Origin of the sequence: Phytohabitans houttuyneae, assembly GCF_011764425.1 — a bacterium.
Lineage (GTDB): Bacteria > Actinomycetota > Actinomycetes > Mycobacteriales > Micromonosporaceae > Phytohabitans > Phytohabitans houttuyneae.
Window position 1 is genome coordinate 1,190,490 of sequence record NZ_BLPF01000004.1, and the last position, 13,383, is coordinate 1,203,872.

Here is a 13,383-nt window from a genome sequence, read left to right on the forward strand (position 1 = left end):
CTACTATCGGGCGCCATGACCCCTAGGCTCTGGGCGGCCGTCGCACTCGCCGGCCTCGCGGTGGCGCTGCTGGTGGCTGCCGTGCTGCTGGTGCCCTGGCACCGCCCGCCCGCGCCCCGTGCCGACCAGCTCGACGCGCTCCGTGACCTGCCGCAGGAGCAGGTGCGCAAGGGGCGCGAGTTCCACTCGGCGCTGCGCCCGGGGTCCTACGGCGCGATGCTCCTCGGGCTGGCGGTGACGCTCGCGCTCGGGTTCACCCCGCTGGGCAGCCGCCTTGTCGAGCTGGTGGGGCGCCCGTTCGGCGACCACTGGGTGGCGCGCGCGGTGCTCGGCGGCCTCGCGGTCGTGCTCGTCGCCGAGATCATCACGCTCCCGCTCGCCGCCTGGCGCCACACGATCATGGTGCGCTACGGCCTCTCCACGCAGACCTGGGCCGGCTGGACCGTCGACGTCCTGAAGTCGTACGCGGTGAGTGCCGTCATCGCCGCCATCGCCCTGCTCGGCTTCTACACGGTCACGCGGCTCGCGCCGCGCTGGTGGTGGGCGTTCGGCGCCGCCGGGGCGGCCGCGCTCGTCGTGCTTCTCTCGTTCATCCTTCCGGTACTCGTCGAGCCGGTCTTCAACAAGTTCACGCCGATGGAGCCGGGGCCGCTGCGCACCGAGCTGATGAGCCTGGCGCAGCGCGACGGCGTGCCGGTCAAGGACGTGCTGGTGGCCGACGCGTCGCGGCGCACCCGCGCCGTCAACGCGTACGTGTCGGGTCTCGGCCCCACCCGCCGCATCGTCGTGTACGACACGCTGGTGCGCGAGGCGCCGCCCGAGGAGGTGGCGAGCGTCGTGGCGCACGAGCTGGGCCACGCCAAAGACCGCGACGTGTTCACCGGCACCCTGCTCGGCGCGCTCGGCGCCGCCGCCGCGGTGGTCGCGCTCTACCTGCTCGGTGGCTGGGGATGGCTGCTGCGCACCGCGGGCGTCGACTCGATGGGCGAGCCGCGCGCGCTCGCGCTGATGGTGGCGGTCGTGAGCCTGGTCGGCATCGTGGCCGCGCCCGCGCAGGCGTTCCTGTCCCGCCGCGTCGAGGCGCGGGCCGACGCCCACGCGCTGGTGCTGACCGGCGACCCGGGCACGTTCGAGTCGATGCAGCGCAGGCTGTCCACGGTAAACCTCGGCGACCCCGACCCGCCCCGCTGGGAGTACCTGTACTCCGCCTCGCACCCGTCCACTGTGGAGCGCATGGCGGCCGCGCGCGCCTTCGCGCGGGGCGAGCGATGACCACACTCCTGGTCACCAACGACTTCCCACCCCGCCCCGGCGGCATCCAGTCCTTTGTGCACGGTCTCGCCGTCCGCCAGCCACCCGGCTCGCTGGTCGTGTACGCGTCGACGTGGAAAGGCGCCGCGAAGTTCGACGCCGACCAGCCCTTCGAGGTCGTGCGCGAGGCGACCGGCATGCTCCTGCCGACCCGCCGCGCGGCACGGCGTTCGGCCGAGATCGCGCGGGCCTACGGGTGCGACACGGTCTGGTTCGGCGCCGCCGCACCGCTGGGCCTGCTCGCGCCGGGGCTGCGGCGGCGCACCGGCATCGAGCGCGCGGTGGCACAGACCCACGGGCACGAGATCGGCTGGGCCGCGCTGCCCGGCGCCCGCGGCCTGTTGCGCCGCATCGCGCGCGGCACCGACGTGGTGACCTACCTGGGGAGTACACCCGGGTGCGCCTGGACAAGGCGCTGCACGGCCTCACCGACCTGCGCCGCCTTGCACCGGGCGTCGACATCGACGCGTACCACCCGGGCGTCGACGGCGCCGAGATCCGCCGGCGCCACGGCCTCGGCGACCGCCCGGTCGTCGTGTGCGTGTCCCGCCTCGTCCCGCGCAAGGGCCAGGACGCGCTGATCCGCGCCCTCCCGTCGATCCGCCGCCGGGTGCCCGACGCCGCGCTGCTCGTGGTCGGCGGCGGCCCGCACCGGTCCACATTGGAAAAGCTCGCGGCGGGCCTTCCGGACGTCATTTTCACCGGCTCGGTGCCGGCCGAGGAGCTGCCTGCCCACTACGCGGCCGGCGACGTGTTCGCGATGCCCTGCCGCACCCGCAACCGCGGCCTTGACGTCGAGGGCCTGGGCATCGTCTACCTGGAGGCCTCCGCGACCGGCCTCCCGGTGGTGGCCGGCGACTCCGGCGGCGCGCCGGACGCGGTCCGCGAGGGGGAGACGGGCTACGTCGTGGGCGGCCGCGACCTGGACGCCATCGCCGACCGCGTCGCCAGCCTGCTGTCCGACCGCGACCTGGCCAGGCGCATGGGCACCGCCGGCCGCGCGTGGGTCGAGCGCGAGTGGCGGTGGGAGCTCCAGGCCGCCCGCATGGCCGAGCTGCTCTAGACCGCGCTCTTTCTGGCAAGCCCAACCCCAAAGCAGATGTGAGCTACCGCGATGCCCGCGGTGGTCCGGACCGTTGCTCCCGCGGCCTCACCCTCCGCGGTGGCCCAGCTAACCCCGCAGATCTTTAGCGTCCTCAACTTTCGGAGAGTTGGGTTTGCTTGCCGTGCGACAGGTTCCGTGCTTCTGCGATCTTCGAGGCGCGAGTGCGCGAGTCCGCCCGCAGTTCGGCACCGTCGTCGCGGTCCGTGACTGCCGATCCGGTGCAGGCGGTGTGCGCTTTGAGATCTTGGTGAGTTGGCGCGTTATTTCGACGCCAACTTGCCAAGATCTGCCGGAGCGGGTTCCTGGGTTGAGCTGAGCGACCGCGGAGGGTGAGGCCGGCAATCTGGGGCGTAGCGGCGGCTCACATCTACCTCGGCGTCGGACTCTAGGAAGGCTCACCCTGACCGCGAAGGGACTCCAAACGACGAAACTCCGAAAGTCGAGCGACGCCACCCGCCAAGATCTCGACACCGTTGCCCTGATCAAGGGTCGTGTCGGCCGGTGTCCGCGCACGGGGTCTCACTGTCCGTCGTGTTCCGCATTGCTGAGAGCTTCGGCGCGGCGATGCTGCATCGTGGACAGACCGGTTACCCCGACCGCGGAAAAGTCACTCGACAGCCCGCGTCAGGATCCGGGCGGTTGCTCACCGTCCGGGCTCGCCGGGTGCCGACGCGGTGGGCGCATTGGTGCGCCCAGCTTGAGAGTCGCCCGCGGGCTGGACTCAAGCGGCTTCGGGGTCGGGCTGCTGGTACGCGCTGGCCTGCAGGGTGAACAGCGACGCGTACGTCCCGGACAGTGCCATCAGCTCCGGGTGGCTGCCCTCCTCCGTGACGGCGCCGTGGTCGAGGACGTAGATGCGGTCGGCGTCGCGGACGCTGGCCAGGCGGTGGGTGATCAGCACGACCGTGCGGCCGGCGGCCAGTTCGCGCAGGCGTTGGTAGACGTCGTGTTCGGCGCGGGCGTCAAGGTTGGCCGTCGGCTCGTCGCAGATCAGCAGCGCGGCGTCGCGGTAGAAGGCGCGGCTGACCGCCAGCCGCTGCCACTGGCCGCCGGACAGGTCGGCGCCATCCGTGAAGTGGCGGGACAGTAGCGTGTCGTACCGGCGGGGCAGCTCCTGGATGAAGTCGTGCGCGTCGCCCTGCCGGGCGGCGAGCTCGACGTGGGGCTGCTCGGCGGGGCGCTCGTACCGGCCAATCGTGATGTTGTCGCGGGCGGACAGCGGCCACCGCGTGGGTTCCTGCATCACGACCGCGACCTGGTCGCGGACGCTGACCGGGTCGACGGTGGCGAGGTCCACGCCATCCCAGACGACAGTGCCCCGGTCGGGGTGGTAGAGGCCGGCGAGCAGTCGGGCCAATGTGGACTTGCCGGAGCCGTTCTCGCCGACCAGCGCGATGGTCTCGCCGCGTCGCAGGGTCAGCGTGACGTCGCGGACGGCGGGAGTCTCGGCGCCCGGGTACGCGAACGTGACGTCGCGCAGCTCGATCACCGTGGGGCCCAAGGGTGCCCGCTCGGGCGGCGTCGCCTCGGCCCGCTCGGTGGCCAGCGCGCAGAAGCCCTCGTAGTCGCCGAAGTACAGGCCCTGCTCGTACAGGTGGTTGATGCTGAACGCGACCTGGGTGAGCCGGCCGATGCCGGTGCTGATCGCGTACGCCGCAGCGCCGCCCACCGCGAGCTGCATCCGGCCGGTGACGAGCAGGAAGATCAGCACGGCGTAAGTCACGCCGGTGGCCACCCCGCCCAGGGCGGCGCCGACAAGGTTGGTGCGCACCTGGCGGCCGGAGACGCGCATGTACTCGCCGGTCGCCACGTCCAGGAGGCGCCGCACCTCGGTGAGCAGGAATCGCCGCACGGTGAAGGCGCGGACCTCGGGCGCCGGCTCGCGGTCGGCCAGCAGGTCGCTGAGCATCCACTTGCGACGCCACACCGCCACGAGGCGCAGCTGCTGCCGGTAGCCGAGGCGGGCCGACCGCACCGCCGCCCAGCCGGTGGGCAGCACGGCGAGCACGAGGAGCGGCAGCAGGATCGGGTGGAGGACTGCGAGCACGCTGCCGGCCGCCACGAGGCCGACAAGGTTGGTACCCAGCTCGATCGCGTGGTCGACCACCCGCTGGGCCGCGTCGATGCCGCGGTCCCGGGCCCGCTGCATCGCGTCGCGCCAGTCCGGATCGTCGAACGTGGCCAGGTCCACGCGCGTGGTCAGGTCCAGCAGCCGCATCTCCGCGGTCTGGCTCACCTGCGGCGAGAGCCGGCCCTGCGCGCCGGTCGCGGCCGAGCGGAGGATCGTGTGGAGCGCGTGCGCGCCGACCATGAGCAGCAGCGAGGGTACGGCCGCGCGGATCCGGTCGGGCGTGGGGCCCTCGCGGAGCAGGCCGTCGAGCACGCCGACGACGCTGACCAGGCCGACAGCGCTCGCCACGCCGGCGGCGAGCTCGAAGCTCACGACCGCGATCGTGTGGCGAGGGCTCGCCTGCCACGCGAGCCGCCACGCCTGCGCGAGGAGGTGGGGTAGGCGGCGCAACATGCGCCAGAAGGTGGCGTTGGCCGCCTCGGCGGTGGCGGTCAGCCAGTACGGGACCTTGAGTTCGTCTTCGCCCGCATCCATACGTTCCTTGGTACGTGGCCGGAGCCGTCTACAACAGGGCGTCCACGTGGTCGGGTGACATCGGTGCGCCGAAGTGCCAGCCCTGCGCGGCGTCGCAGCCGATGGCGCGCAACCGGTCGGCCTGCGCCGCCGTCTCCACGCCCTCGGCCGTCACGGTCAGGTTGAGCGTGTGTGCCAGCGACACGAGCGTCGCCAGGATCCGCTCGTCGGTGAGGCTGGCCGGCTCAGCCGCGGGCGCGCGCAGTCCCTCCACGAAGGAGCCGGCCACCTTCAGCTCGCAGACCGGGAGCGTGCGCAGGTACGACAGGTTGGAGTAGCCGGTGCCGAAGTCGTCGATCGCGATCCGCACGCCGAGGTCGGACAGCGTGCGGAGGTTGCCAACCGACTCGTCCGCGCCGTTCATCATCGCGCTCTCGGTGATCTCCAGCTGGAGCCGGCCGGGCGGCAGGTGGTACTCCTCCAGCAGGTCGGTGACCTCTTGGATCAGCCCGGGGCGGCGCACCTGGCGCACCGCGAGGTTGACGCTGACGAACGGCGCCTTCGGGCTCAGGTCGATCCACTTGCGAGCCTGCCGGCACGCCTCCGCCAGCACCCAGCCGCCCAGCCGGACGATGAGCCCGGTCTCCTCGGCCAGCCCGATGAACTTGTCCGGCCGCAGCACGCCGAGCTTGGGGTGGCGCCACCGCACCAGCGCCTCCACGCCCAGCAGCCGCCCGTCGCACAGCGAGACGAGCGGCTGGTAGTCGAGGCAGAACTCGCCCCGCTCCAGCGCGGCCGGCATCGCCGACGACAGCGCGTACCGGGTCAGCTCGCGCTCGTTGCGCTCCGGGTCGAACAGCGCCCACCGGCTCTTGCCGGAGCTCTTGGCCCAGTGCAGCGTGATGTCGGCGGCGCGCATCACCTCGCTCGGCGTGGTGCCGGAGACCGGGCGCTCGACGATGCCGATGCTGGCCGAGACGCGCAGCTCCTGGCCGTCCACTGTGGACGGTTCGTTGATCGCGGCGAGCGCCGCGTCGGCGACCTTCAGCACGTCGTCGGTGCAGGTGGTGTTTTCGACGAGGATGACAAACTCGTCGCCGCCCATCCGGGCCACGAGGTGCTCGCCGACACCGCGGCGCAGCTTGGCGGCCACCGACATCAGCAGCAGGTCGCCGGCGTGGTGGCCGAGCGTGTCGTTGACCATCTTGAAGCCGTCGAGGTCGACGAAGCAGACGCCGAGGCGGCGGTCGGAACCCCCGTCGCGGCCGAAGACGGCCGCCAGCCGCTCGGTGAACAGCGCCCGGTTGGGCAGGTTGGTGAGCGGGTCGTGGGTGGCCTGGTGGCGGAAGCGGGCCTCGCTCTCGCGCAGCGCCTGCTCCGCCTGCTCGCGGGCGACCATCGCGGCGCGGCGGATCGACTCCTGCTCGTCGAGCGTGCGGTCGCGCAGCGCCCGCGCGTACCCGATCGCGACAGTGCCCAGCAGCCGCGCCATCCGGTCGCGCAGGTCGTCGCCGGAGAGCCCCAGGTCGCGCAGCAGGCGCAGGTCGATGACCTCGATCGTGCGGCCGAGCCCTTCGGCCGAGGCGATGTGCGCGGCGACCAGGTCGGCGCCGATCTGGTACCCCCGGCGCAGGCTGAACGGCTCTTCGTAGAGCGCCTCGACAAGGCGGACGGTCAGCCCTTCCAGGAACTCTTCGAGCTGCGCCGGCGTCACCGGCAGGTAGCTGGTGCCGGTCACCGCCTTGGCCCAGGCGCGGGCGAAGATCGCGAGCCCGGGCGCGGTCGATCCGTACCCTGCTGGTGCCAGCGGGTACCGCATCGCGTCCGGATCGCGGATCACCCGAGCCGACCTACTCCGCCGATGTAGACCGCCCGCTCGGGATCGTCGAGCGCGTGCGGACCGTCGGGCCGCCACTCGGGCACCCACACCACGCCCGGCTCGACCAGCGTGAAGCCGTCGAAGAGGCGGATGATCTCGTCTCGCCCCCGGTTGTGCAGGGGGCGGTCGGTGCGCAGGTAGACCGCGCTCGCCTCGTCCCACTCCGCCGGGCTGCGCCCCTCGCCCGACGCCTGGGAGAGCACGAGGAAGCTGCCCGGCGGGAGGGCGGAGCGGAGGCGGGCGACGATCTCGGCGGGCCGGTCGTCGTCGTGGACGAAGTGCATGACCGCCACGATCATGAGCGCCACCGGCTGCCCGAAGTCGATCAGCTTGAGCACGTCGGGGTGGTCGAGGATGCGGTCCGGGTCGCGGATGTCCGCCTGGATGGCCACGGCCTGCTCGTTGTCGCCGAGGATCTCGCGGCTGTGGCCCACCGCGACCGGGTCGATGTCGACGTAGACCACCGTGGACTCGGGGGCCGCCGCCTGGGCGATCTCGTGCACGTTGCCCACCGTGGGGATGCCGGAGCCGAGGTCGAGGAACTGCCGGACGCCCGCGTCCATCATGAACCGCACCGACCTGCGCATGAACGCCCGGTTGGCCTGCGCGATCAGCGGCGTCTCCGGGACGGCCGCGATCATGGCCTTGGCCGCCTCGCGATCGACCGCGAAGTTGTGCGACCCACCGAGAAAGTAGTCGTACATGCGGGCTGCGCTGGGCCGATCGATGTCGATCGTCTCTGGTGCCCAGTCCGGACGTCGCATACCGTCCCCTCTGTCCTGTCCGGGATTACTCTGTCCTGTCTAGGCTCGAATGACGCGCTTGGGTGGTCGCCGCCATTCTGCCCGTAGAGTGTCCCGCCTTCTAGACCGCCCGCCATACCCCGCCCGTACGGGCAGACTACGCCCGAACGCGCCGGTGTGAGGTTCGCCCAGCCGGCGAGACATCATGGTCATTCTGACGGTGACATGTCACCGTGGTTGACGTGGACCAAACGGCATGGACCGGCCTCGTCGTGGCCGCGGCGGCGCTGGCTGCCGCGACCGCGTTCGGCCTGTGGCGCCGCCGCCGTGACGGTCGCCTCCGCGCCACCTCGACCCAGCCGCGCGACACGCCGCCGTCGGTGCCCGCGCTCCTGACCGCCCTCGGCGTCCTTGAGGGCACGCCGGCGACGCTTCTGCAGTTTTCGTCCGCGTTCTGCGCGCCGTGCCGGGCCGTCCGGCGGGTTTGCGCCGACGTGGCCGGCGCCGTCGACGGGGTGCGGCACGTGGAGGTCGACGCCGAGAGCCACCTGGACGCGGTCCGGGAGCTCGGCATCTGGCGCACGCCCACGGTGCTGATCGTCGACCGGAGCGGCCGGGTGGTCCAGCGCGCCTCCGGCGTGCCGGCCAAGGGTCAGGTCATCGCGGCGGTCGCCCCACTGCTCGAGCCGGCGTCATGACGGAGGGCGCGCACCTGACCCGCCGCCGCGCCGTCGACCACGGCCGGCTCGCGGCGAGCCTCTGTACGGACGGCTGACCCACCGCTCAGTCCGTCTCGTTGTACCCCCGGAGGCCCTTCATGCTGCTCGACCCTCGCGGGCCGCGCTTCGCCGCGGCGCTCACCGCCGCCGTCATCGTCGCCGTCCTGATCACCGGCTCAGGATGGCTCGCCCTCGTGCAGGCGGCGGTCTTCGCCATCACTGCCGTTGACCCCCGCCGCGGCCCGTACGGCCTGCTGTACCGCGCGCTGGTCGCGCCCCGCCTGGGCCGCCCGGCAGAGCTGGAGCCGGCCGCGCCGGTGCGCTTCGCACAGGTGCTCGGCTTCGGGTTCACGCTCGTGGCCGCGGCCGGCTACCTGTCCGGCGCCACCGCACTCGGCCTCGTGATGGCCGCGTTCGCGCTGGTCGCGGCCTTTCTCAACGCGGCGTTCGGCCTGTGCCTGGGCTGCGAGGCATTCCTGGCGTTCCGCCGGCTGACTGGACGGCCGCTGGCCGCCCGGATCCCCGCGCCCTAAGGGTTCATTCCAAGGATTTTGAGCTACCGCGACGTCCGCGGTGGTCCGGACCGTTGCGCGGGCCCCCGGGGAGACGTGGAGCGCAGCGGAGCGTCTTCTTGGGGTGCGTTCCCGCCGCCTCACCGTCCGCGGGCGGTGGTCCGTGGGCGCATTCGTACGCCCAGGTCGAGAGCCTCCGCAGCGAACCCGTGTTACCGCGGCCCGACCATCCGCGGCAGGTGCGACGCGAAAAGCCGCGCCCACGCTGCGGGCGCGGCCCGCCGAGCGCCGCTCTGGAATGGATCCTCTGGGTTGTCGCTCAGAACTTCGGTGCGTCGGGCGCTTCGAGCAGGCCCAGCCGCAGGGCGGTCATCAGGGCCTGGGCCCGGTTGGCCGCGCCGAGCTTCTCGTACAGCTTCGAGATGTGGGTCTTTGCCGTGGACTCGCTCACGAACAGCTGCTTGGCGATCCCGGCCACGCTCATGCCGTCGGCGAGCAGGCGGAGCACCTGGCCCTCACGCGGCGACAGCTGCGGGCCGGAAGGTGCGAGCCGGCGCTTCATCGCCTCGGCTAGGTCGGCCGCGGTGAACGCGCTGGGCGAGGAGGCCGCGTGCCGGGCGGCCGCCACCACCTCGTCGGCCGGGGCGGTCTTCGGCACGAACGCGCTGGCGCCCGCCTCCAGGGCACCGAAGAGCTGGTCGTCGCCCGCATACATGGTCAGGACGACGATGCCCATCGTGGCCGAGGACTTGCGCAGCGCGCGGGTGGCTTCGAGGCCGCTGCCGTCGGGCAGGCGCAGGTCCATGATCACGACGTCGGGCTGGAGCGCGCCGGCCTGGCGGACCCCCTCTGCAGCCGTGGCCGCCTCACCCACGACCTCGAACTGGCGGTCCCGCTCGAACGCGTGCCGAAGACCCTTGCGGATCAGGTCGTGGTCATCGACGAGGAGGACCTTGGTGCGGGTAGTCGGCGGTGTGGGGCTGGTGGTCATGCTGGGCTTACTCCCCTTCTGGTGCATTTACGCTATCGCGCACGCTATCGCGCCGGGGCGAGCTTCCCAGCACGACAGCGACAGTTGTACCGCTCGGATGACGTGGCCTGATCTCTAGTCGGCCACGGATACGTTCCGCTCTCTCCGCCATGATCGCAAGGCCGTACCTTCCGTCCGGCCGCTGGTCAGCGATGCCCTGACCGTCATCCGACACTTCTATTTGAGCGAACGGTGGATCGACGGCGCACGTGACCCAGAGGTTCGAGGCACCGGCGTGTTTGCGTGCGTTGGTGATCGCCTCCTGGGCGATGCGGAGCAGTTCGGCCTCCGTGGCGGCCGGCAGGCGGGCGGTCGACTCGTCCAAGGTGTAGTGGACGCGGAGCCCCGCGGAGGCGCCGACCTGCCGCGCGTACTCGGAGATCGCGGCCGCCAGGCCACCCTGCCGGTCGACCTCGCTGCGCAGCTCGAAAAGGCTGAGCCGCAGCTCAGTGATGACGCGAGTGACCTCCGCGCGGAGCGTACGCAGCTCCTCGCCGCTCTCCTTGGCGTCCTCCGGGAGCAGCGCCAGGGCGTTGTCGATCCCGTACCCGACCATCACCAGCTCCTGCGCCACGCCGTCGTGAATCTCGCGCGCGAGGCGCTGCCGCTCCTCGTTCGTCGCGAGCGAACGGACCTCGTCGAACAGCAGCGCGGCCTCCAGCCGGAGGGCCGCGGGGCCCGTCACGGCGGTCACCTTATCTACGACCGATGAGGGGTACGCGTTGGTGACATCAGCCTCGAGAGTCACCAATCCGACAGTGCGGACGCCGGCCACGAGTGGCACCACAAGGGCCGAAACGTCTCCCTTGCGGTGAGAACGCGCCTGCGACCGGTGCGCGGTCTGCGGCTGCTGGCTCGCCCAGGCGTCGGCGATGGCCGAGTCGGCGTCCAGGGTGGTCTCCCAGTCCACCCGGTCGACGCCGGTCTGCGCGAGCACGACGAGGCGGCCGCCCCCGCTCGCGGTCAGCACCGCCGCCCGGTCGGCCCGCGTGATCGTGCGCAGCTCGTCCAGCAGGTGCTCGGCGATGCCACCGGGGTCGAGCGTGGCGCCGGGGAGCTGGCGGGCGACGCTGCGCAGCTGGGTGAGCAGGCGGGTGGCCTCGGCGTACGGCTGCGGTGGCCGGTTGCCGTCGCCGCGCGCCTGCAGCACCCGGTGGAGGGTGCCGGCGGCGGTGATGCCGACCGCGGCGAGGATGAGCCACTGCGCGGTGGCCAGCAGGTAGCCGCCGTCGGTGATCAGGCGCTCGTCGTTGACCTCGGTCACCGCGCCGCCGAAGAGCAGCGTCGCCGCGGCCACGCCGAGCAGCGCGAGCGCCTCGCGGCTGCGGCGGTAGAGGGTGGCGACGGTGAGTGGGACGGCCAGGTACGGCAGCATCGCCTCCGCGCCGAGACCCGAGCCGAGCGTGCCCTGGATCTGCGCCTCGGCCGCGACCTTGCCGGCCGCCAGCCCCACGATGATCACTTCGGCGAAGCGGCCGAGCGGCCCGAGGATCGGGTGGCGCGGGCCAGGATGCCGGGTATCGCCGCCACCGCCAGCAGCCCGATCCACCGCAGCTGCTCCACCTCGCGCGTGGTGATCAGCGTGAGCACCGCGACGAGGGCGAGCACGACGAGGCGCGCCGCCACGGCCAGCGGGTGTGGCCGTGGCCGCCCGTGGGGGCGAGGGCGCCCTCGCGCCGCGGTGGGGAACTGGAGCAACTCTCAGCCTCCGTAGATGGCCGCGATCTCGTCGGCGTACGTCTTGTGCACCACGCCGCGCTTCACCTTCAGCGAGGGCGTCAGCTCGCCGGTGGCCTCGGTGAAGTCGTGCGGCAGGACGCGGAACACCTTGATCGCCTCGGCGTGCGAGACGGACTTGTTGGCCTCGTCGACCGCCTTCTGGATCTCGGCGCGCAGCTTGTCGTCGTCGCGGCGGTCGGCGACCGTGTCGGTCTCGGGATAGCCCGCCGAGGCCAGCCACTTCGGCCACGCCTCCTCGTCGATGGTGACGAGCGCCGCGATGAACGGCTGCCGGTCGCCGATGACGAGCGTCTGGCTCACCAGGGGGTGGGCCCGGACGCGGTCTTCGAGCATCGCGGGTGCGACGTTTTTGCCGCCCGCGGTGACGATGATCTCCTTCTTGCGGCCGGTGATCTTGAGGTATCCGTCGCCGTCGAGCTCGCCCAGGTCACCGCTGTGGAACCACCCGTCGCCGTCGAGCACCTCGGCCGTGGCGTCCTCGTTGTTCCAGTACCGCGGAAAGACGATGTCGCCCTTGATCAGGATCTCGCCGTCTTCGGCGATGCGGACGGTCACGCCGGGCAGCGGGCGGCCGACGGTACCGATGCGGATCGCGTTTTGAAGGTTGACCGCGACGGCGGGTGAGGTCTCGGTCAGCCCGTACCCCTCGTAGACGGTGACCCCCACGCCGCGGAAGAAGTGCGCGAGCCGCACGCCCAGCGGTGCCCCGCCGGAGATCGCGTCGGCGCACTGGCCGCCGAGGGCGGCGCGAATCTTGCCGTAGACAAGGCGGTCGAAGAGCGCGTGCTGGAGCTTGACGCCGAGGCTCGGGCCGCCGGGCTTGTCCAACCCCTCGCTGTACGCGATGGCGACCGCCTCGGCCCGGTCGAAGATCTTGCCCTTGCCGTCGCCGTGGGCCCGCTGCTTGGCCGTGTTGTACACCTTTTCGAAGACCCGCGGCACCGAGAGCACGAACGTGGGCCGGAAGCCCTGGAGGTCGGTCACCAGGTTTTTCACGTCGGAGCAGTGCCCCATCCGGGCCCGCGCGGTGACCACGCCGACCTGGATCAGCCGGGCGAACGAGTGCGCCAGCGGCAGGAACAGCAGCGTCGACGCGCCCTGGTGGAAGAGGTTGTGCAGGCCGGGGATGGCGTTCTTGATGTCCGAGTGGATGTTGCGGTGGGTGAGCACGCAGCCCTTGGGGCGACCGGTGGTGCCACTGGTGTAGATGATCGTGGCGATGTCGTCCGCGTTGACCGCGGCGCGGCGGCGGTCGATCTCGGCCGCCTCGACGCCCGCGCCCCGCTCGACCAGCGCCGCCAGGTCGCCGGTCTCGATCTGCCACACCTGCGCGAGGGCCGGGACATCCTCACGGACGCCGGCCACGGCCAGCGCGTGGGTGTTGGTCTCCACGAAGGCGGCGGTGGCGCCCGAGTCGGACAGGATCCAGGCCACCTGCTCGGCGCTCGAGGTCTCGTAGATCGGCACGGTGACGCCGCCGGCGGACCAGATCGCGTAGTCGATCAGGGTCCACTCGTAGCGCGTCTTGCTCATCAGGGCCACCCGGTCACCGGGCTCCACGCCCGCCGCGACAAGGCCGCGGGCCAGCGCCACGACCTCGTCCCGGAACTGGGCGCAGGTCACGTCGACCCACCCCTCGGGCGTCCGCCGCGAGAACTGGACCGTTTCGGGTGCCACCTCGGCGTTGTCCCAGACAGGGTCGGTCAGGTTGGCGGTGGCGTCGATCGTCACCACCGGCGGTACGGCGAACTCGCGCACGG

The 13,383-nt window shown here is 72.1% G+C and carries 8 protein-coding genes and 2 pseudogenes; 4 read left to right on the forward strand and 6 right to left on the reverse strand.

The features are described from left to right. Window positions 1-15 precede the first annotated feature (15 nt). Together Phou_RS47560 and Phou_RS47565 are read left to right on the forward strand one after the other, a co-directional pair. Window positions 16-1,272: a M48 family metallopeptidase gene (locus Phou_RS47560; protein ID WP_173070947.1), complete on the forward strand. Its 1,257-nt coding sequence runs from the start codon at window positions 16-18 to the stop codon at window positions 1,270-1,272. Next, window positions 1,269-2,374 (forward strand): annotated as a pseudogene (locus Phou_RS47565) (glycosyltransferase family 4 protein). Before Phou_RS47560 ends, Phou_RS47565 begins: the two are co-directional and overlap by 4 nt. A 763-nt stretch (window positions 2,375-3,137) precedes the next feature. On the opposite strand, the gene Phou_RS47570 reads toward Phou_RS47565, so the two are convergent. From Phou_RS47570 to Phou_RS47580, 3 genes are read right to left on the reverse strand one after another with little or no spacing between them, the layout of a single operon-like run. Next, entirely contained in the window at window positions 3,138-5,021 is a 1,884-nt protein-coding gene (locus tag Phou_RS47570) for an ABC transporter ATP-binding protein (RefSeq protein WP_173070948.1), read from the reverse strand. Window positions 5,022-5,049: 28 nt separating this feature from the next. Further along, window positions 5,050-6,819 carry a putative bifunctional diguanylate cyclase/phosphodiesterase gene (locus tag Phou_RS47575; protein ID WP_173071553.1) on the reverse strand — a complete coding sequence of 590 codons (1,770 nt, stop codon included), beginning with the start codon at window positions 6,817-6,819 and terminating at the stop codon, window positions 5,050-5,052. A 17-nt stretch (window positions 6,820-6,836) separates the two neighbouring features. After that, complete coding sequence (locus tag Phou_RS47580; RefSeq protein WP_173070949.1) at window positions 6,837-7,643, reverse strand: SAM-dependent methyltransferase; 807 nt, start codon at window positions 7,641-7,643, stop codon at window positions 6,837-6,839. 221 nt (window positions 7,644-7,864) lie between these two features. On the opposite strand from Phou_RS47580, the gene Phou_RS47585 reads away from it, so the two are divergent. Both Phou_RS47585 and Phou_RS47590 read left to right on the forward strand, forming a co-directional pair. Then, window positions 7,865-8,320 carry a thioredoxin family protein gene (locus Phou_RS47585; RefSeq protein ID WP_173070950.1) on the forward strand — a complete coding sequence of 152 codons (456 nt, stop codon included), beginning with the start codon at window positions 7,865-7,867 and terminating at the stop codon, window positions 8,318-8,320. Window positions 8,321-8,439: 119 nt separating this feature from the next. Beyond that, a complete protein-coding gene (locus tag Phou_RS47590; RefSeq protein ID WP_173070951.1) occupies window positions 8,440-8,874 on the forward strand; it encodes a DUF4395 domain-containing protein in 435 nt (144 codons plus the stop codon). Window positions 8,875-9,172: 298 nt separating this feature from the next. On the opposite strand, the gene Phou_RS47595 is transcribed toward Phou_RS47590, so the two are convergent. The 3 genes and pseudogenes from Phou_RS47595 to Phou_RS47605 form a co-directional block, all read right to left on the reverse strand. Beyond that, the gene (locus Phou_RS47595; protein ID WP_173038679.1) at window positions 9,173-9,844 is read right to left on the reverse strand and encodes a response regulator transcription factor; all 672 of its coding nucleotides are present in this window, start codon (window positions 9,842-9,844) and stop codon (window positions 9,173-9,175) included. Between the two features lie 7 nt (window positions 9,845-9,851). Continuing rightward, window positions 9,852-11,515, reverse strand: a pseudogene (locus Phou_RS47600) (sensor histidine kinase). 69 nt (window positions 11,516-11,584) lie between these two features. Next, entirely contained in the window at window positions 11,585-13,381 is a 1,797-nt protein-coding gene (locus tag Phou_RS47605) for an AMP-dependent synthetase/ligase (RefSeq protein WP_173070952.1), read from the reverse strand. Window positions 13,382-13,383: the final 2 nt, after the last annotated feature.